This window comes from Flavobacterium enshiense (genome assembly GCF_022836875.1).
In the GTDB taxonomy this organism is placed as follows: Bacteria; Bacteroidota; Bacteroidia; order Flavobacteriales; family Flavobacteriaceae; genus Flavobacterium; species Flavobacterium enshiense_A.
In genome coordinates this window covers 2266794-2285051 of record NZ_CP090376.1, presented here as the reverse complement: position 1 = coordinate 2285051, position 18258 = coordinate 2266794, and the positions used below count along the sequence as shown (strand labels likewise).

Sequence of the window (18258 nt, the reverse complement as noted above, 5' to 3'; positions counted from 1 at the left end):
ATTCAACGCAGATAAAACAAGGATATATGCAGCTATTACACGAAGAACTAACCAATGAAATTATAAAAACATTTTACGAAGTGTACAATGAGTTAGGCTATGGTTTTCTGGAAAAAGTATACCAAAATGCATTATATTTAGAATTAAAAAAACGGGGGTTTGATGTTGTTCCACAGAAAAAATTGACTGTTTATTTTAAAGGTCAGGCCGTTGGCGACTATTATGCAGATTTGATCGTTAACAATAGTATTATCTTAGAATTAAAAGCATGTGATTATATAGTCGAAGAATTCGAATTCCAACTTCTAAATTATCTTCGAGCAACAGATTGTGAAGTGGGATTACTTTTGAATTTTGGAAAGAAGCCTGAATTCAAAAGAAAAGTATTTCAGAATAATCGTAAAACTAGAAAAGCAACAATTTAAAATCTGCGTTGAAACATCCGTTTCATCAGCGTTCTATTTAAAAATGGATTTACAAGACCAACTAAAAAACCTGTTTCCTGACCATATACCTTCAAATGAGCCAGAAGAAACTCACGATGAAGAACATACTCTTTTCATTCAAAAGGAGCCTTTAATCTGTAAATACGAAAAGCGAAAAGGCAAAGCAACCACTATAATTGAAGGATACGAAGGCGATATTGAAGATTTTAAAATCTTAGCCAAAGAAATCAAAACCAAACTTAGCGTTGGCGGAAGCTTTAAAGACGAATCCATTATTATTCAAGGTGATTACCGCGACAAAATAATGGAAATTCTGAAAGAAAAAGGATTTAAGGTAAAACGAGTTGGAGGATAGTTAATTCACAGTGTCAATCTCAGTCGGAAACAAAAATTAATTAACTCAGAAACTCAATAATAATGTCAAACATAAAATCATCTGAATTAATACTAAACCCGGACGGAAGTGTTTATCACCTAAACCTGAAGCCGGAAAATATCGCACATGACATCATTTTTGTTGGTGATCAATACCGAGTTGAAAAAATCACCCAATTTTTTGACACTATTGAATTTTCAACTCAAAAAAGAGAGTTTAAAACCCAAACAGGAACTTACAAAGGCAAGCGACTGACAGTCATTTCAACAGGAATCGGACCGGATAACATTGACATTGTAATGAACGAATTGGATGCGCTTGTCAATATCGATTTAAATACACGACAGCCAAAAAACAATCTGACTTCTTTAAATATCATCCGTATTGGAACATCCGGTTCTTTACAAGAGGATGTCCCGGTAGACAGCATCGTAATGTCGGAATATGCTATTGGACTGGATAACATGCTTCGCTCCTATTTAATTGATTCAGTAACAGATAAAGAAATCGAAGATGCTTTTATAAACCATACCAACTGGGATTTACAAAAAGGGAGACCGTATGTGGTTAAAGGAAGTGAAAAACTTTCAAAGCTAATTGAAAGCGACTCAACTCATAAAGGATTTACCGGAACAGCAGGCGGATTTTACGGTCCGCAAGGTCGCGTTTTACGTTTAAATATTCAGGACGAGCAATTAAACAGTAAAATGGACTGTTTTAACCACAAAGGAATCCGAATGACAAATCTTGAGATGGAAACGGCTGCCATTTACGGTTTAGGGAGATTATTGGGACATGCGACATTGTCAATGAATGCCATTATAGCCAATCGAGCTAATGGGACGTTCAGCGCAGATCCGTATAAAGCTGTAGACGAATTAATTATTTACGTTTTGAATAAATTAGTAAGCTAAATGAAACTAAGGATTGCCAGACATACCAATGATTTAGAAAGAATTAAAGCATTTTATACCGATGTTTTAGGTTTCGACTTATTGGGAAGTTTCGAAAATCACGATAATTACAATGGGATTTTCATCGGCAGACCAAATTCCGATTGGCATTTTGAGTTTACTCAATCAGATGCAAAAGCCAATAATTTTAGCGATGAAGATGACATTACGGCTTTATATCCTCAAACAATAGAAGAGTACAATATTTTGATTAATAAACTATTATACTATAACATATCAACCATTACTTCAAAAAACCCATATTGGAACAAAAACGGAAAAATGTTTCTTGACCCGGACGGATTCAGGATTATTATTTCTAATTTAAAAGCTTCGTAATTATGAATCTAATCATAGAAACAGAACGTTTATTGCTTCGCGAACTCTTATTTTCTGATGCTGAAGCCATGTTTAAAATGGATTCTAACCCAATTGTTCATAAATATTTATGGAACAAACCAACAAAGACAATTGAAGAAACACTAAAAACAATCGAATTCGTCAGAAACCAATACATCGAAAATAACATCGGTAGATTTGCCATGATTTCGAAAGAAACAAATGAATTTATGGGATGGGCAGGTCTAAAATTTAATACCGAGACCATCAACAACAAAACAAATTTCTATGATATCGGCTACCGATTAGATGAGCCTTTTTGGGGCAAAGGGTATGCCACCGAAGCTTCATTCGCTTGGTTAACTTACGGATTCAACACAATGAAAATCAAAACAATGACCGCTTCTGCTCAATCCGGAAATGACGCTTCAAACAGAATTCTGCAAAAAATCGGAATGCAGTTAACGGAACAATATCTGGAGGATGAAATATTGTGGAATTGGTATGAATTAGAGAATAAAAATATTTAAACGAAGTATGAAAACAGTAAAAATAGCAGGAGTTCCCGAACATTTTAATTTACCTTGGCATTTGTGCACAGAAAACGGCGAATTTGATGAAGTAGATATCGATTTACAATGGACAGACGTTCCGGAAGGTACAGGGAAGATGTGCCAAATGCTTCGTGAAGGAACTACCGACATGGCAGTAATCCTAACGGAAGGCATCATAAAAGATATCGCAGCCGGTAATGACAGCTCAATTGTTCAAATTTACGTGCAATCGCCACTAATTTGGGGAATCCATGTGAACGCAAAATCTAACTTTCAGCAATTATCTGATTTAGAAAACAGAAAAGTCGCTATTAGCAGAATGGGCTCAGGTTCGCACTTAATGGCTATCGTAAACGCTAAAAATCAAAATTGGAATACCGATTTAGAATTCGAAATTGTCAACACTATTGATGGCGCTGTTGAAGCTTTATCTAAGGGTACAGCCGATTATTTCATGTGGGAAAGATTCATGACAAAACCATTGGTAGACAACGGAACTTTCCGAAGAATTGCCGATTGCCCTACCCCCTGGCCTTGCTTTGTTATTGCCGTTCGAAATGAATTCTTGAAAACTAACAAACATGTTGTAGATCAAATTCTTGAAATCATCAATAATACTACGATTGAGTTTAAAGATATCCCGAGCATCGACAGGACATTGGCTACAAAATACAATCAAAAACCGGAAGATATTCAGGAATGGCTGAAGCTGACACGATGGTCGCAAAAAAAACTGGACAAACAAACATTCGATAAAGTTCAAAATCAATTATTTGAATTAAATTTGATTACTGACAAACTTGACTACGAATCGGTTGTAAAATAACTTTAGAGAAGGAAACAAACGAATGACTCCAACAACTTCCCCTAAACTCAAAATGCTGAGAGAAAGGCTTTCTTTACCGAAGCCATGGGATAATGTTGTTATTTTTCTGCTGAACATTCTTATTGCTGTTCCCATATTTATTATCGCGCACCAGAAACTTATTGACCCTGAATGGTGGATGGAATCCGACAGAATTCTTCTTTTTCTGATTATCCTTATCATCATTCAGCTCATCTTACGATTGCTTAAAACGGTAATCATTATCTGCATCTTTGTCTATCTGCTTGCTTTAGCTTGGGGAACTATTTTTGACGGATACGGATTCTTTTCTGTATTTGAAGATTACCGTTCAATGGTCTACTCAATGGCAGACGATCCTAATCCTCAAGACATAATAATTTCAAAACTGCTGCCTTTCCCTAATAAAAGTAAAATTATTAATGCAGTGAATTTTGATAATCCGAAGGTTAGAAATTTTGCTCTGATGGCCACGACCAAACATTTTACAAACGTTAAGGGCTTCAGGCAGTATCGTCGTATTATTCAATGTTTTGCGGTCTTTACTGAGGTTCGCAACCGTTGGAATTATGTAAATGACCCTAAAGGAAAAGAATATATAGCCTATGCCAGCGAATCCCTGCAGCATTTCTCGGGGGATTGTGATGATCATGCCATTTTAATGTCGGCATTAGTCAGAGCTGTTGGTGGAACGCCGCGCATTATCCATACAGGAGGTCATTTGTATCCAGAAATGCTGATTGGTAAAAAAGCCGATCTTGAAAGCATCAATTACCTTATCAAAGAAGTTCTTTTCAAAGAAGAAAGCCGCGGTAAAGAGGTACATTATCACATTGATGAACGTGGTCAAATTTGGCTAAACCTAGACTATACCGCAAAATATCCGGGAGGGCCTTTCATGAGCGAAGAAATTCTGGGAGCCTTAACTTTTAATTAAGTAACCATTTTTACATATTTACTTCGACCATAGAAATAACCAATGAAAAAACTGTCTCGACCTTTTGGGACAACCTTTTCTTTTTTACCATATAATTTCCGATTTCCCCTTTTCCTTCAAAAATGCATTTGCTTTGCTAAAGTGTTTATTTCCAAACCATTTTCCCTGATTAGCACTTAATGGAGATGGGTGTCCGCTTTCCAAAACGAAATGCTTGTTCCGATCAATTTTCAATCCTTTTTTATGAGCAAATCCGCCCCAAAGCAAAAAAACCACATTTTCTTTTTCATCTGAAATCTTCTGAATCACAGCATCGGTAAAAAGATTCCATTTTAAATGCTTATGACTGTTAGCCAAGTCTTTTCGAACCGACAATCCTGCATTTAAAAGCAAGACTCCCTGATCCGCCCAGCGCTCTAAATTTCCTGAAGTTGGAAAAAAAACACTATCAAAATCGTCGTTGATTTCCCTGAAAATATTACGGAGTGACGGAGGAATCAGCACACCATCATTAACTGAAAAGCACAAACCGTTTGCTTCACCATCTCCATGATAAGGATCCTGACCGATGATAACCACCTTTAAATCATCAAATCTGCAATGTTTAAAGGCGTTAAAAATCAATTCCTTTGGAGGAAAACATGTATGATTTTCGTATTCTTCCGTTACCGACGACATTAAGCCGTCAAAATAATTCTTTTGAGACTCGGTATCGAAAAAATCCTGCCAGGAAGAATGAATTGGCCCAACAAACATTTGCTAATTTTTTACAAATATAATCACTTTCTAACTCCACTACTTTGTAACTTTGATGCTTTGACACAATAACATGATTTCAATTAATACCAAAACTTTACAAGATTTAGAATTCAATACGGTTTTAGAAACCATTTCCGCACTTTGCAACACGGAAATCGGTAAACAAAAAGCCCTGGAAATAACACCTTTTAATGAAAGAGGAACATTGATGGATGCTTTACTGCAAACTTCAGAATATGTTTCTTCGTACACGAATAACAATGCAATTCCGAACCATTATTTCGATGAAATAACAAACGAGATAAAATTCCTTGCTATTGAAGACAGTTTCCTCGAAGTGGGAAGCTTCAGAAAGATCGCAACTGTTTCGGAAACCGCTAATAACTTATTGGTTTTCCTTAAAAAATTTGAAGATTATTATCCCAAATTGAATCAGCGCGCTTCTGAAGTTGAATTAACAAAATTCATCATTCAAAAAATTGATGAAGTCGTTGATAAATATGGTGAAATAAAAGACAATGCTTCACCTCTATTGGTTGAAATTCGAAAAAACATGAATCTTGTCCGTGGAAAAATAAACCATAGCTTCATTGCAGCTTTATCAAGCTATAACAGCTTAGGTTATTTGGACGATATTCGGGAAACCATTGTAGATAACCGAAGAGTTTTGGCTGTCTTAGCCATGTACCGTCGAAAAGTAAAAGGAACAATTCTGGGGAATTCAAAAACCGGAAGCATTACTTACATCGAACCTGAAGCTACCCTGCGCTATTCAAGAGAACTGAATAATCTTCAATATGAGGAAAAGGAAGAAATTGTCCGAATCCTAAAAAATCTAACCAATGCCATACGCCCCTTCCTGGAACTTTTAAAGCAGTATCAGGAATTTTTAAGCGACATTGATGTCGTTTCGGGTAAAGCACGATATGCTAATAAAATAAACGGTTTATTACCGACGATTATTGAAGAAAAAAGATTGTTTTTCAGGGATGCGTACCACCCTATTTTGTTATTAAACAACAATCAAAAAAATGTTCCTACCCATCCGCAAACCATCGAACTTAAAAATGACAGCAGGATAATTGTGATATCGGGTCCGAATGCGGGTGGAAAAAGTATTACCTTAAAAACTATAGGTTTACTGCAATTGATGCTACAAAGCGGTATGCTGATTCCCGTTCATGAACGCAGTGAAACTTTTCTTTTCGATAGGATTCTGACAGATATAGGCGATAACCAATCCATTGAAAATCATCTCAGTACCTACAGTTACCGATTAAAAAACATGAACTACTTTTTGAAAAAATGCAATTCAAAAACGTTGTTCTTAATCGATGAGTTCGGTACAGGATCCGACCCGGAATTAGGAGGTGCTTTGGCAGAAGTTTTCCTTGAAGAATTTTACCACCGGGAAGCTTTCGGAATCATTACAACGCATTACACCAATCTGAAAATATTGGCGAACGAATTGCCTTTTGCCATCAATGCCAACATGCTTTTTGATGAAAAATCATTAGAGCCGATGTACAAACTTAATCTTGGACAAGCCGGAAGTTCCTTCACCTTTGAAGTAGCGCAAAAAAACGGGATCCCGTTTGGTTTAATCAATCGGGCTAAAAAGAAAATTGAAGGCGATAAGGTACGATTTGACAAAACCATTGCGAACCTCCAGAAAGAACGCTCTAAACTTGAAAAAACGTCTCAGAATCTAAAAGAAGAAGAAATCCGGGCACGTGAAGAAAGTAAAAAGATGGAGAATATCAATACAAAAATTCAACAAAAACTGGAAAGTTATCAGGAGATGTTTGATGCGAATCAGCGTTTGATTTACATTGGACAGAAAATGGATGATATTTCTGAAAAATACTTCAACAATAAAAACAAGAAAGAACTGATTGGTGAATTTTTAAAGATGGTGGAAATTGAGAATTCCAAACGTAAAAAAGTAACCGCCAAGGAGAAAAAAGAAAAAGAAGTTGTTGCAAAAAAAATTGTTGAGGAAGTAAAAGAAAAGGTAGAAGAAATCCGTAAGGAAAAGAAAGAGAAAAAAATAAAAGCTCAAAAAGAAGAAACAAACAAACCAAAAATCCCTTTGAAAGTTGGCGACCGCGTACGAATGATTGACGGAAAAGCCGTAGGTACCATCGATGCTATTGAAAAAAATAAAGCAACGGTAAACTATGGCATTTTTACTTCGAAAGTAGATTTAGACAGTTTGGAGCTGGTGGAAAGAAAGAAATAATATGGAATTACCTACGAATAAAAAAATCATACTATTTGACGGAGTTTGCAACCTATGTGATGCTACGGTTCAAAAGGTTATCAAACACGATAAGAATGATACTTTCAGATTTGTATCATTACAATCTGATTTAGGAAAAGAAATCGTTCGCTATATTGGAATAGATATAACAAAGACTGACAGCATAATCCTGTATGAGCCCGGTCATGCTTACCATATTAAAGCAGAAGCAGCCTTCGAAATCGCTAAGTCTATAGGAGGAATCTATTCACTTTTGGGATTATTTGCTATTTTCCCAAACTGGCTTACGAACATTGGATATGATTTTGTTGCCAGAAACAGATATAAGTGGTTTGGAAAAAAAGAAAGTTGCATGATTCCTACGCCCGAAATAAAATCGAAATTTTTAGAATAAAAAAAGCCCTGAAATTCAGGGCTTTTGTTTTTATACTCAGAACAAATTAGTTCTTAATGATTTTCTGAGTTGCAGTACCTTCATTAGTATCAATGCTCATGAAATAAATTCCTGAATTCAAATCTGAAACATTAATCTGAGTTTCAGTAACTCCATTAAAATCTAATGTTTTAACTGTTCTACCGTTAATATCAGTAATAGCTACTTTGTTAATTTGAAGATTTTCTCCGTTTGAGATTTTTACGATATCATTTACAGGATTTGGATAAACTGTAAATTTAGAAGATTCTACTGAAGAGAATGCTTCTGTACCTAATAATGTATCAGTAGCTGATGCTCTAACTACAAAATTATCCATTGTCACTGTTGCTGCAACAGTATTTGGAGCTAATCCTGGTTGTGGACCTACTCCTGCTGCACTTTCAAAATCAGCTTCTGCCGGTGCTATACCTATCGCACTACCAGTTAAACCTGCGCCTGCCGCCGGAAGCCCAGGTCCTTTAATTTTTACAGCACCTGTTGTCATATTGAAAGAAACCCCTACTCTGCTGAATTGATTTGCAGGCAACTGAATTCCAGGAGCAGCTGCTAAACTATAAGTATAATTGTTAGCAGGTGTACCTACTGGAGCACCTGGAGGTACGGAATATGCCATTAAATACAATTCACCTGTACCAGCATCCACTTTAACTCCAACTAAAATTTTTGAATAAGCTGCATCATATACATTGATACCAAAATCATTACGACTTGTTCCTCTTGCGCCAGGATTAATGTCAACTTCAAGTTCAAGAATATTATTTCCAGAAGTTCTGGCAGTCCAAGCCGCTGGTAAACCATTTTTCCACATTAATCGTCCACCTTGATCACCGTTTGGTCCTTGGAAAGAAAACACATTAAGGTTAGATCCACCTGCAGCTACTATTTGGAAGTTTGCGTTCCCTGAGTTAGTAGTAGTCGTAGTACCTGAACCATTAGAAGAAACTGTATAATATCCTCCCTGACCAGCAGTTGTTCCGGTAAAATCAGTACCAATGTTACCTACCGTTAAAGAATTAAAATTATCTGATTGTAAAACCTGTGCTTCTGCTGGGACATACAACCCAAACAAAACACTAAATAGAAGTAATTTTCTTTTCATTGTTTATTTTTTTAAAAATTTGTACTAAAATATCTTGATTATTTGAAATAAAAAAAAGGCTTTTTGTGATATTTTTTTAATCACATCACTTTCAGGTAAACAAAATTTATTTTTTTAAGAAATAAATTGAATATATGAAAATCTTGAAATGATTCAAGTTTTTTTTTAAAAAGGTTACGTCCTAAAACTAAATCTTGATAATTCTTTTTGTAGCAATTCCTTGGTTTGTATTTATGCTCATAAAATATACCCCGGCATTTAAATCAGAGATATCAACTTTCGTTTTTGATACTCCATCAATGCTTAAAATCTTAACTGTTCTTCCTTTAATATCTGTAACAACTACTTTATTAATCTTAATATTTTCGTTATTGGAGATAGTTACAATATTGTTGGAAGGATTCGGATAAACTGAAAATTCAAAAGAAGCGAAATCAGTTGTTGACATCGTGGTTCCCGTAACTCTAAAATCGTCAACCATGAACATTAATTGATCTGAGGAAAGACAATGAATACCAATCCTGATTGTTTGTCCATTATAAGCGTTTAATGAGTATATCTGCTCTGTCCATGTCAAATAACTTGTTGCCTGAAGAGGTGTACTCCCTGAGATAATATTAAAATCCGAACCTTGCGTAGGATTACCGCTGCCAATATACACGCCTACTCTATAAAGCTCAGGAATATAACAATCTGACAATGCTTTATACCAAAAACTTAATTGTGTTCCTGACATTCCTGTTAAATTAATAGGACGACTAATTAACCAGTCATTATTAGCGGTAGCTGTCTGACCGTTTGTATTTGGAGCTCCCGCCCAACAGGCAGCATATTTAGCTCCGGTTCTTGGATTAAAATTTAATTTGTCTATCTGGTTACAATCATCTATGGTTGTCTGGTTGGAAACCATGGCTGTGATCGGATTAAAAATCTGATAAGCCTGAGGAGCCCCATTATTTGGCCATGCAGGAGTGTCTGTCCCCGCCGTATTAGTTTCTAACAGGTCTAGATCAAGAGTTCGCCACTCACCAAATCCCGTGATCAAAAAATCATTATACGAGTCAAAACTATCTTGAAAAATCGTGGTTTGGGAAAAACCCTGCGCTGAAACAAATAACGAAGTAAATAGTAAAATTCTTTTCATAAATCTAAAGATTTAATATTTATCTTATAAATTTAGAAAAGAATAATACAATTCCGTAAGTTATTTAAGATTTATCGACAAGAGGTAAAAATCTGCTATAACCAACGCAGCCATAGCTTCAACTATAGGAACAGCCCGGGGGACTACACAAGGATCATGCCTTCCTTTTCCTTGCTGTTCAATAATATTTCCGCTGCTATCCAAAACATCCTGTTTCTGTATTAATGTAGCAACCGGTTTAAAAGCTACACGGAAATATATGTCCATACCATTTGAAATTCCGCCCTGTATACCACCTGACAAATTAGTTATAGTTGTTCCGTCAGGATTATACAAATCATTATGTTCGCTGCCTTTCATTTTAGCGCCGCAAAATCCACTACCGTATTCAAATCCTTTGACTGCATTGATGGACAGCATAGCCTTACCCAATTCGGCATGAAGTTTATCAAAAACCGGCTCACCCAATCCTATAGGCACATTCTGTATTACACAAGTAACGGTTCCGCCTACTGTATCTCCTTGCTTTTTTATCTGCTTAATATAATCTTCCATTTTAGCAGCCGTTGCCTGATCAGGACAACGTACAGGATTACTTTCAATTAGTGAAAAATCCAATTCCTGATAAGGTTTGTCAACAAATATTTCTCCTACCGAAGAAACAAAGGCGTTGATTTTAATATCAGGTATAATCTGCTTGGCAATGGCTCCAGCCACCACTCTGCTCGCAGTTTCCCTGGCAGAACTTCTACCACCGCCGCGATAATCTCTTATCCCGTATTTTTTTTCATAAACATAATCAGCATGGCTGGGACGGTAAGTATCTTTTATATGGGAATAATCATCCGATTTCTGATTGGTGTTCGGAATTACAAAACCGATTGGAGTCCCGGTTGTTTTGCCTTCAAAAATTCCGGAAAGAAACTGAACTTCATCGGCTTCCTTTCGTTGGGTAACTATTGCGGACTGACCTGGTTTTCTGCGTTCCATTTCTTTTTGAATGGCTTCAAAATCCAATTCAATTCCGGAAGGACACCCGTCAATTATTCCTCCAAGTGCTTCACCGTGTGACTCTCCAAAAGTCATTAGTTTTAAAATATTCCCAAAAGTATTTCCTGCCATTGTTTGATGCTATTTAAACAAAAATAAGCTTTTTCATGATTTTATTTAAAAAAAACCTCTTTTTTTCTTTCAGGATTAAGCATTCCTCAATTTCAAATATCATCCTGTTCACGAACGATATCTCAGAAAAAAATTTTACTTTTAAGAAAATATTCAGAACCAAATTACCCTCTCAAATATTTTAACAGAAAGTTAAATATTATTTCATTTTTGCTATATTGCACAGCTAATCAACAACCAAAAAAATGAAAAACAGAATCTTACTTTTGACAGCCGTATTTAGCGGTCTTCTTTTATCTTGTTCTTCTGACGATTCCAATACCGGAAATAATGGAAATAACGGAGGAGACGACAATCCAGATACTCCAAGTTTCTCAATTCCTCTAACGACAAGCAAATTTTGGACTTATGACATTGTTCAAGAAGGCATACCCGACACCAGAGACTCATTGTATATTTCCAACGATATAATAATTGAAGGCAATACTTATAAACAGTTTAAAACCAGAGACGATATGGCAACCGGATTTTATTCTTCATCACTTAAAAATAACGGTGTCAGAGAACTAAATAATAAGTTGCTATTATCCGGAGATTTATCACTGGCTGGTGAAGGACAAGGATTACCAATAGAATTAGATTTATCCCTTTTGGATTTTGTTATCTTTAAGAAAGATGCAACTTTAAACGAAATATTGTCAGCCAAATCCGGTTCATTTCAGCAAGATTTTAATGGATATCCTCTAACTATCACTTATTCTTTAAAGTCCAAAGGTGGTGAGAGTTTATCTTCATTCACATCTCCAAATGAAGATCATGATGTCTATACCAATGTAAAAACTTCTAAAATTGTTTTGAATGTCAGTATCAAGACAGAAATTGGAGGCTACCCCATTATGGTACTACAACCACAGGATGTTGTAACTTCTGTTCAGTACTTGTCTGATGGTATTGGGGTCGTATACACAAACACGGTTACAACCTATACTTTAACACAAGCTGCCGCAACAATGTTAAACAACGTTCCGCGAACAAATACACAAACTCAAGAAGAATTTTTAGATACTCACAATTAATCTTTATAAATAGCGTTAGTGAGATAAATAAAAATGTAAAACCCCAAATCTATTAATGATTTAAATAAGTTTACATTTGTTACAAACAAAGTTTTATTTATGAGAAAATTAATTTTATCCGCCTTTATGGTTATGGGCCTGACGTTTAGTGCAGAGGCTCAAAATTTAAAAAATGCAATTGGTCTGCGCTTAGGTAACAACGATGGATTTGGTGCCGAAATTTCCTATCAAAGATGGGTATCAAAGAAAAATCGTCTTGAATTTGATTTTGGATGGAGAGATTCAGATGACTATGACGCCGTAAAACTTACCGGTATTTATCAGTGGGTATGGAATATTGAAAATGGCTTTAAATGGTATGCGGGTCCAGGACTAGGTATAGGCAGTTATAGTGTTGATCATGATCATCACCATGACAAACACCACCACGATCATGACGATTCTGGTATGTTTTTGATTGCTACCGGTGATATCGGTATTGAGTATAACTTTGATTTCCCGTTACAGCTTTCATTTGATTTCCGTCCGGAGATTTATGTAAGCGATGAATATGGTGATGTAAGAGATGACCATTTTGGAGGTGATTTCGGTTTGAGCGCGAGATACCGATTCTAAATAGAAATAAAAAAGTCCCCAAAATTGGGGACTTTTTTATTTAAACTTTTTCACAGCACGTTCATATAAATCCTCATACATAGGCATAATGTTCAAAATGTCAAAATCTTTTGCCAGCTCATAAGCGTTTCTTTTAAATTTGAGCAATACATCCTCATTAGCCAATATCGATATAGCATTTTTCGCCATAGATTCAACATCTCCGACATTGCTCAGATAACCTGAAAAACCTTGTTTATTCACTTCAGGCAAACCACCTGAATTACTTGAAATAACAGGAACCCCGGAAGCCATAGCCTCCAAGGCCGCCAATCCAAAACTTTCAGTTTCTGATGGCAATAAGAAAAGATCTGTAAAATTTAAGATTTTATCTATTTCATTACTGTTTCCGAAGAAAATCACTTTATCAGCAATATTTAAATCCTCACACATTTTCTCTGCCTCTTCTCGTTCCGGACCTTCCCCTACCATCATCAGTTTAGAGGGAACTTGTTTTTGGATTTCATAAAACACCTTCACGACGTCCGGAATTCGCTTAACTTTTCTGAAATTCGATATGTGTGTGATGATTTTCTGATCCGGATTTGCCATTACCGTACGTTCACAATCAGAAGTAACGTCAATCGGTTCTTTCCCTATTTCGATGAAATTCGGAATAACTTCAATTTCACTTTTAACATCGAATAACCTATATGTTTCATCTTTCAAACTTTGTGAAACTGAAGTGACATAATCCGATTTATTAATACTAAAAGTTACGGCCGGTTTATAAAACGGGTGATTCCCCACCAAAGTGATATCTGTTCCGTGCAAAGTGGTAATCATTGGAATTCTAATCCCTTCGCTTTTTAACATCTGTTTGGCCATATAGCCCGCATAAGCATGTGGAATAGCATAATGCACGTGCAAAACCTCGATTTCATGCAATTTTACCATATCGACTAATTTACTGGACAATGCCAATTCATAAGGTTGATAATGGAATAAAGGATATTCGGGGACGTTCACTTCATGATAGTGAATATTCGGATTTAAAAGCGCCAAACGGACTGGCTGACTGTAAGTTATAAAATGAACTTCGTGACCACGGCGGGCAAGCTCTAAGCCTAATTCAGTAGCCACAACCCCACTGCCTCCAAAGGTCGGGTAACATACGATTGCAATCTTCATTTTTTTGTTTTAAGTGGTTACTAAATTAAACTAAAAAAGGAAGGCATTCCCTTACTTTTAGATAATATTAACTTTGTCTTGATTGCCCGTTTAAAACAGACTCATATTGTGAAATCCAATCGGCAACAGTTACTTTCTTGAACAATTCGGCCAATAATTCATATGGTATCTGATCTAACTTTTTAAATCGGATACATGATTTTCCCATATCCAACCTTGTTTTAACGTGATTTGGATATTCCGAAGTAAACCAATTTAACAATTTCTCATCAAGATATATTCCCATATGGTAAACCGCAATAAAATTCTTTTGCGAAGCAACACTTAAAAAAGGAAGTGGTGTTTTGGGATCACAATGATACCCGTTTGGATAGATTGAATGTGGTACAACATAGCCGATCATACCATAACTAATCGTTTCCTGAAAACCTTCAGGTAAATTTTTTAAAATTACAGAGCGAAGTTTTTCAATTGCCGTTTTTCGGTCGTCCGACAGCAAATCGATATATTCCTGAGGCGTTTTTGCTGTAGATTGCATGAAATTGATTTTTAACTAAGTTAAAAAAATTATTTCAAAATCGATTCATAAATAACTTTCTGAATGTCTTCCCTGATATTTCCTTTTGACAATTTATTTTCGGCAGCACTTGGAAATGTTCTGTTAGATAAGAAAATATAAACTAAATCTTCTTGAGGATCCGCCCATGCAATTGTCCCGGTAAATCCGGTATGTCCAAAACTTGTCATAGAAGTACATCCGCAAGTAGGTCCTGCCCCGCTCAATTGTGGTTTATCAAACCCAAGTCCGCGACGATTTCCGGTGCTACAATAAACACAGGTATTGAAAACGTCAAAAGTTTTATCCGAAAAATATTCCTTATCCCCATAACGTCCTCTTTGCAAATACATTTGCATCATTTTAGCCACATCCATTGAATTAGAGAACAACCCTGCGTGCCCTGCCACTCCTCCTTGCATAGCTGCTGCCATATCATGAACATAACCTTGCACTTTTGTGTATCTGAAGTAGTTATCCATTTCTGTCGGCGGAATCAAACTTATATCCATCTTCCTTAGAGGATTATAGGTCATCGTACTCATTCCCATAGAATTATAAAAATTATTCTGACTTAAATAATCCAATGACTGATGGGTCGTTTTTTCAAGATATTCCTTCAGGATGATAAACGTAAAATCGCTGTATTTGTATTCTTTTTTAGGCAATAATTTACTTTCTGCGATACGTTTCATGATAGTATCATTATAAGTTCTTCTCAAAAACAAATTTTCAGAAACCTGCAATGGAAATTCGGCTGAATATGTTTTTCTGTAATATTGCTTAGACGGATGTTTTGTACTATCAAGTGTTGACTGATAAAAAGGAATCCAGGCCTGTAACCCAGCCTGATGTGCCAATAATTCCTTCAAATGAATATTTTTTTTATCTGTTTTTTCGAATATCGGAAGCATATCGCCTAATTTCGTTTCCATCGTAATCTTATGCCTATCATAAAGCTGCATCAGATTTGGTAACGTGGAAAGAATTTTTGTTAATGATGCTACATCATAAACATCCTGATTCGTTACTTTGACATTCTTTGTATAATCCTGATAACCGAACGATTTCTGATATATCACTTTTCCCCTTCTGGCCACTAAAATTTGCATTCCAGGCGTCATTTTTCCATCAATGGCTTTTTTAGCCAAAATATCAATTTTGGAAAGTATTTTAGGATTCATCCCAACACGCTGTGGAGTGGAAAATGACAGTATATTACTGTTTTTAGTTGTCTTCAGTCCATCACCTACCTTAAAGAAATCGTTGATAGAAACCGGGATTTTACCTTTTGCTTCAGCAGCTCCAAAAATGATTTCTCCGGCAACCGTTTGAGCTATATCATTATTTTGATACGCTAAAACCACGTTTTTTATATTTCCGAAATAGTAAATAGGCAGCAATGTATAAGGTTTAGCAAAAACAGCTAAAGTAACATTATTATGTCTTGATATGGAATCTAGGATAGCCAGTTCATTAGTCTCGAAACTATGCTTTTTCCAGGCGCCGTCAGCTTTATGGAAACCAACGATTACTTTTGAATATCCCTTTAATTCCTTTAAAAGCAGATGAATACTGTCCAGATAGACTTCGGTAACGGGCGCATACGTTTTTAACGAATTCAAAAATGCCTGATTCTTGTCATCCCCAAGCTTAACATAAGCTATTTTTTCATTTTCAACTTTTTTGATAGGAAAATGATTTTCTTCCTTTTTTAAAACCGTTACGGCATTTTCATAAAGCTCATAATTCAAATCCTCGTATTCAGGAGCATTCAAATCTTCATATAAATTATTTAAATCGATTGGCTTGTAATTCCCTAATCCAGCTCTGAATTTATATTTCAAAATCTTTTTAACCGACTGTTCCAAGCGCTCATCAGTGATTAATGAATCGCAATAATATGCATGACAAAATTTTTCCACAGCAACCGGAACATTTTCAGCAAAAAGCAGAATATCATTTCCCGCTAAAAAAGCTTCAAGATCGATATCTCCCGGCTGTTTGAAGTTACTTGCACCTTTCATGTTAAGGGCATCCGTAAAGATCAAGCCGTTAAAACCCAACTCCTTCTGTAATAAATCAGTAACTACATTATGGGAAATAGAAGTTGGATACCCATCTCTTGATTCTAGGCTTGGTACATTCAAGTGAGCAACCATTACACTCGACAATCCTTCTTTAAAAAGCTTTTTGTATGGATAAAATTCCACCTCATTCAGGCGTTCTCTAGAAAAATTAACAGAAGGCAACGTGTGATGCGAATCGGTTGCAGTATCTCCATGTCCTGGAAAATGTTTTCCAGTTGCATAAACACCTTCACTCTGAATCCCTTTCATCAAAGCCAATGCCCTATTGGTAACATTTTCTTTGTTTTCTCCGAAAGAACGATTCCCGATGATTGGATTGCTCGGATTGGTATTGATATCCAAAACCGGAGCAAAATTGAATTGAAGGCCAAGTCGTTTCGTTTGTTTGGCCATTTGCTTACCCATTTTTTCAATGAGTTTCATATCCTGAACCGCACCTAAAGTCATATTCCAAGGATAACGGTAGGTTGAATCCAAGCGCATGCTTAATCCCCATTCCGCATCAATACCTACAAAAAGTGGTATTTTGGATTTTGACTGATATTTGTTCGTCAATTTTGCCTGACGGATTGGTCCGCCCTGAAAAAAAATAAGACCTCCGATTTTATAATCTTCTATAAGTTTTTCGATCGACTTAACATGCTCGCCGTCTTTATTGGAGTAAGCAGCGACCATGAAAAGCTGTCCTACTTTTTCTTCAAAAGTAAGATTATTGTAGATGCTGTCTACCCAAACTTTTTCCTTGGCCAACGTATGTCCGTTAAAATAAATTTCGTCCTGGGAAAAGGCAAACTGGCTTATAAAAACTATTATAAAAAGGAAATATCTCATTTAAAAAACACTTGGAAATTATAAATCGTTGGAAATCTTTTTAAAAAAATCGGTTGTGCCAACTTTCTTTCGCAGGAACTTCCCAATAATCCTGCCATTCTCCGATGGTGTTCACTAAATTATTGAAAACGATGGTGTTTTCGGAAACCGCCTTTTCCTTGGCCATTTTTTTGAAATCGATTAACGGCTTGTAAGCGATGTGATCTCCTAACTTGAAAGTAACATTCATTTTGTCCAATAAATCGACATCATATTTCTTTTCTAGACTTTGAATAAAACTGACAGAAGCATCAATGGAGCATCCTGTTGCCGCCTGAATTGACTGATCAATAGCCAAGACAATGAAACGGCCGTATTTCGTTATGAAAGAAGCATGAAGTCCGGAACCGTGAGCTGTCCATTCTTCAATGAAAATTTTTAAGGAAGATTCTATTTCAGCCAATTCTTCTTCAGAAAATTTTCTGTTCGACTGATAAATCCAAATTTTTGATTCTTCGGGAAGTGTATTGAAATCTACATACATAATTTTAAAGTAAACTACAAAAATAACCTTTTAGAATTAGAATGCAGAAAACTTAAATTAATTTTAATAAAAAAACCATTGCAGTATGAGATGCAATGGTTTTTCGCCACAATAATAACTAACCC

Annotated in this window: 19 protein-coding genes; 11 read left to right on the top strand and 8 right to left on the bottom strand. The window is 35.9% G+C overall.

All coding sequences use genetic code 11. The features are described from left to right. Positions 1-26: 26 nt before the first annotated feature. The 7 genes from LZF87_RS10220 (at position 27) to LZF87_RS10190 (ending at position 4449) form a co-directional block, all read left to right on the top strand. Positions 27-425, top strand: a complete 399-nt coding sequence (locus LZF87_RS10220; RefSeq protein WP_244338886.1) for a GxxExxY protein — start codon at positions 27-29, stop codon at positions 423-425. Between the two features lie 43 nt (positions 426-468). After that, a complete protein-coding gene (locus LZF87_RS10215; RefSeq protein ID WP_244338885.1) occupies positions 469-801 on the top strand; it encodes a translation initiation factor in 333 nt (110 codons plus the stop codon). Positions 802-863: 62 nt separating this feature from the next. Beyond that, the gene (locus tag LZF87_RS10210) at positions 864-1736 is read left to right on the top strand and encodes a nucleoside phosphorylase (protein ID WP_244338884.1); all 873 of its coding nucleotides are present in this window, start codon (positions 864-866) and stop codon (positions 1734-1736) included. Next, complete coding sequence (locus LZF87_RS10205; protein ID WP_244338883.1) at positions 1737-2114, top strand: VOC family protein; 378 nt, start codon at positions 1737-1739, stop codon at positions 2112-2114. Between the two features lie 2 nt (positions 2115-2116). Beyond that, positions 2117-2644 carry a GNAT family N-acetyltransferase gene (locus tag LZF87_RS10200; RefSeq protein ID WP_244338882.1) on the top strand — a complete coding sequence of 176 codons (528 nt, stop codon included), beginning with the start codon at positions 2117-2119 and terminating at the stop codon, positions 2642-2644. A 7-nt stretch (positions 2645-2651) separates the two neighbouring features. After that, the gene (locus LZF87_RS10195; RefSeq protein ID WP_244338881.1) at positions 2652-3494 is read left to right on the top strand and encodes a substrate-binding domain-containing protein; all 843 of its coding nucleotides are present in this window, start codon (positions 2652-2654) and stop codon (positions 3492-3494) included. 22 nt (positions 3495-3516) lie between these two features. Continuing rightward, a complete protein-coding gene (locus LZF87_RS10190; protein WP_244338880.1) occupies positions 3517-4449 on the top strand; it encodes a transglutaminase domain-containing protein in 933 nt (310 codons plus the stop codon). Positions 4450-4533: 84 nt separating this feature from the next. On the opposite strand, the gene ung is transcribed toward LZF87_RS10190, so the two are convergent. Continuing rightward, on the bottom strand, positions 4534-5205 hold the full coding sequence (gene ung / locus LZF87_RS10185; protein ID WP_244338879.1) for a uracil-DNA glycosylase: 672 nt from the start codon (positions 5203-5205) through the stop codon (positions 4534-4536). A gap of 73 nt (positions 5206-5278) precedes the next feature. Here ung and LZF87_RS10180 point away from each other — a divergent pair, with 73 nt between their 5' ends. Next, positions 5279-7450, top strand: coding sequence for an endonuclease MutS2 (locus LZF87_RS10180; RefSeq protein WP_244338878.1), 2172 nt, complete (start codon positions 5279-5281; stop codon positions 7448-7450). Between the two features lies 1 nt (position 7451). After that, positions 7452-7865: a thiol-disulfide oxidoreductase DCC family protein gene (locus LZF87_RS10175; RefSeq protein WP_244338877.1), complete on the top strand. Its 414-nt coding sequence runs from the start codon at positions 7452-7454 to the stop codon at positions 7863-7865. Between the two features lie 46 nt (positions 7866-7911). On the opposite strand, the gene LZF87_RS10170 is transcribed toward LZF87_RS10175, so the two are convergent. The 3 genes from LZF87_RS10170 to aroC form a co-directional block, all read right to left on the bottom strand. Next, positions 7912-9006, bottom strand: a complete 1095-nt coding sequence (locus tag LZF87_RS10170; RefSeq protein ID WP_244338876.1) for a T9SS type A sorting domain-containing protein — start codon at positions 9004-9006, stop codon at positions 7912-7914. 187 nt (positions 9007-9193) lie between these two features. After that, positions 9194-10150, bottom strand: coding sequence for a T9SS-dependent choice-of-anchor J family protein (locus tag LZF87_RS10165; RefSeq protein WP_244338875.1), 957 nt, complete (start codon positions 10148-10150; stop codon positions 9194-9196). A 60-nt stretch (positions 10151-10210) separates the two neighbouring features. Then, positions 10211-11272 (bottom strand): chorismate synthase, encoded by a 1062-nt coding sequence (gene aroC, locus LZF87_RS10160; RefSeq protein ID WP_244338874.1) that lies wholly within the window; start codon positions 11270-11272, stop codon positions 10211-10213. Between the two features lie 245 nt (positions 11273-11517). On the opposite strand from aroC, the gene LZF87_RS10155 reads away from it, so the two are divergent. Both LZF87_RS10155 and LZF87_RS10150 read left to right on the top strand, forming a co-directional pair. Beyond that, a complete protein-coding gene (locus LZF87_RS10155; RefSeq protein WP_244338873.1) occupies positions 11518-12348 on the top strand; it encodes a hypothetical protein in 831 nt (276 codons plus the stop codon). A 99-nt stretch (positions 12349-12447) separates the two neighbouring features. After that, a complete protein-coding gene (locus tag LZF87_RS10150) occupies positions 12448-12963 on the top strand; it encodes a hypothetical protein (protein ID WP_244338872.1) in 516 nt (171 codons plus the stop codon). A gap of 36 nt (positions 12964-12999) precedes the next feature. Here LZF87_RS10150 and bshA read toward each other — a convergent pair whose 3' ends face one another. The 4 genes from bshA to LZF87_RS10130 form a co-directional block, all read right to left on the bottom strand. Continuing rightward, positions 13000-14133, bottom strand: a complete 1134-nt coding sequence (gene bshA / locus LZF87_RS10145) for an N-acetyl-alpha-D-glucosaminyl L-malate synthase BshA (protein ID WP_244338871.1) — start codon at positions 14131-14133, stop codon at positions 13000-13002. A 67-nt stretch (positions 14134-14200) separates the two neighbouring features. Continuing rightward, a complete protein-coding gene (locus tag LZF87_RS10140; RefSeq protein WP_244338870.1) occupies positions 14201-14671 on the bottom strand; it encodes a DUF1801 domain-containing protein in 471 nt (156 codons plus the stop codon). A gap of 29 nt (positions 14672-14700) precedes the next feature. Next, on the bottom strand, positions 14701-17610 hold the full coding sequence (locus LZF87_RS10135) for a glycoside hydrolase family 3 N-terminal domain-containing protein (RefSeq protein WP_244338869.1): 2910 nt from the start codon (positions 17608-17610) through the stop codon (positions 14701-14703). Positions 17611-17650: 40 nt separating this feature from the next. Beyond that, positions 17651-18133 (bottom strand): ABC transporter ATPase, encoded by a 483-nt coding sequence (locus LZF87_RS10130; protein WP_244338868.1) that lies wholly within the window; start codon positions 18131-18133, stop codon positions 17651-17653. Positions 18134-18258: the final 125 nt, after the last annotated feature.

Coding starts and splice junctions, on each gene's coding strand:
- LZF87_RS10155 (WP_244338873.1), top strand. CDS start 11,518: ATGAAAAACAGAATCTTACTTTTGACAGCCGTATTTAGCGGTCTTCTT.
- LZF87_RS10205 (WP_244338883.1), top strand. CDS start 1,737: ATGAAACTAAGGATTGCCAGACATACCAATGATTTAGAAAGAATTAAA.
- LZF87_RS10135 (WP_244338869.1), bottom strand. CDS start 17,610: ATGAGATATTTCCTTTTTATAATAGTTTTTATAAGCCAGTTTGCCTTT.
- LZF87_RS10150 (WP_244338872.1), top strand. CDS start 12,448: ATGAGAAAATTAATTTTATCCGCCTTTATGGTTATGGGCCTGACGTTT.
- LZF87_RS10170 (WP_244338876.1), bottom strand. CDS start 9,006: ATGAAAAGAAAATTACTTCTATTTAGTGTTTTGTTTGGGTTGTATGTC.
- LZF87_RS10175 (WP_244338877.1), top strand. CDS start 7,452: ATGGAATTACCTACGAATAAAAAAATCATACTATTTGACGGAGTTTGC.
- bshA (WP_244338871.1), bottom strand. CDS start 14,133: ATGAAGATTGCAATCGTATGTTACCCGACCTTTGGAGGCAGTGGGGTT.
- LZF87_RS10195 (WP_244338881.1), top strand. CDS start 2,652: ATGAAAACAGTAAAAATAGCAGGAGTTCCCGAACATTTTAATTTACCT.
- LZF87_RS10215 (WP_244338885.1), top strand. CDS start 469: ATGGATTTACAAGACCAACTAAAAAACCTGTTTCCTGACCATATACCT.
- LZF87_RS10220 (WP_244338886.1), top strand. CDS start 27: ATGCAGCTATTACACGAAGAACTAACCAATGAAATTATAAAAACATTT.
- LZF87_RS10140 (WP_244338870.1), bottom strand. CDS start 14,671: ATGCAATCTACAGCAAAAACGCCTCAGGAATATATCGATTTGCTGTCG.
- ung (WP_244338879.1), bottom strand. CDS start 5,205: ATGTTTGTTGGGCCAATTCATTCTTCCTGGCAGGATTTTTTCGATACC.
- LZF87_RS10190 (WP_244338880.1), top strand. CDS start 3,517: ATGACTCCAACAACTTCCCCTAAACTCAAAATGCTGAGAGAAAGGCTT.
- LZF87_RS10130 (WP_244338868.1), bottom strand. CDS start 18,133: ATGTATGTAGATTTCAATACACTTCCCGAAGAATCAAAAATTTGGATT.
- aroC (WP_244338874.1), bottom strand. CDS start 11,272: ATGGCAGGAAATACTTTTGGGAATATTTTAAAACTAATGACTTTTGGA.
- LZF87_RS10165 (WP_244338875.1), bottom strand. CDS start 10,150: ATGAAAAGAATTTTACTATTTACTTCGTTATTTGTTTCAGCGCAGGGT.
- LZF87_RS10180 (WP_244338878.1), top strand. CDS start 5,279: ATGATTTCAATTAATACCAAAACTTTACAAGATTTAGAATTCAATACG.
- LZF87_RS10210 (WP_244338884.1), top strand. CDS start 864: ATGTCAAACATAAAATCATCTGAATTAATACTAAACCCGGACGGAAGT.
- LZF87_RS10200 (WP_244338882.1), top strand. CDS start 2,117: ATGAATCTAATCATAGAAACAGAACGTTTATTGCTTCGCGAACTCTTA.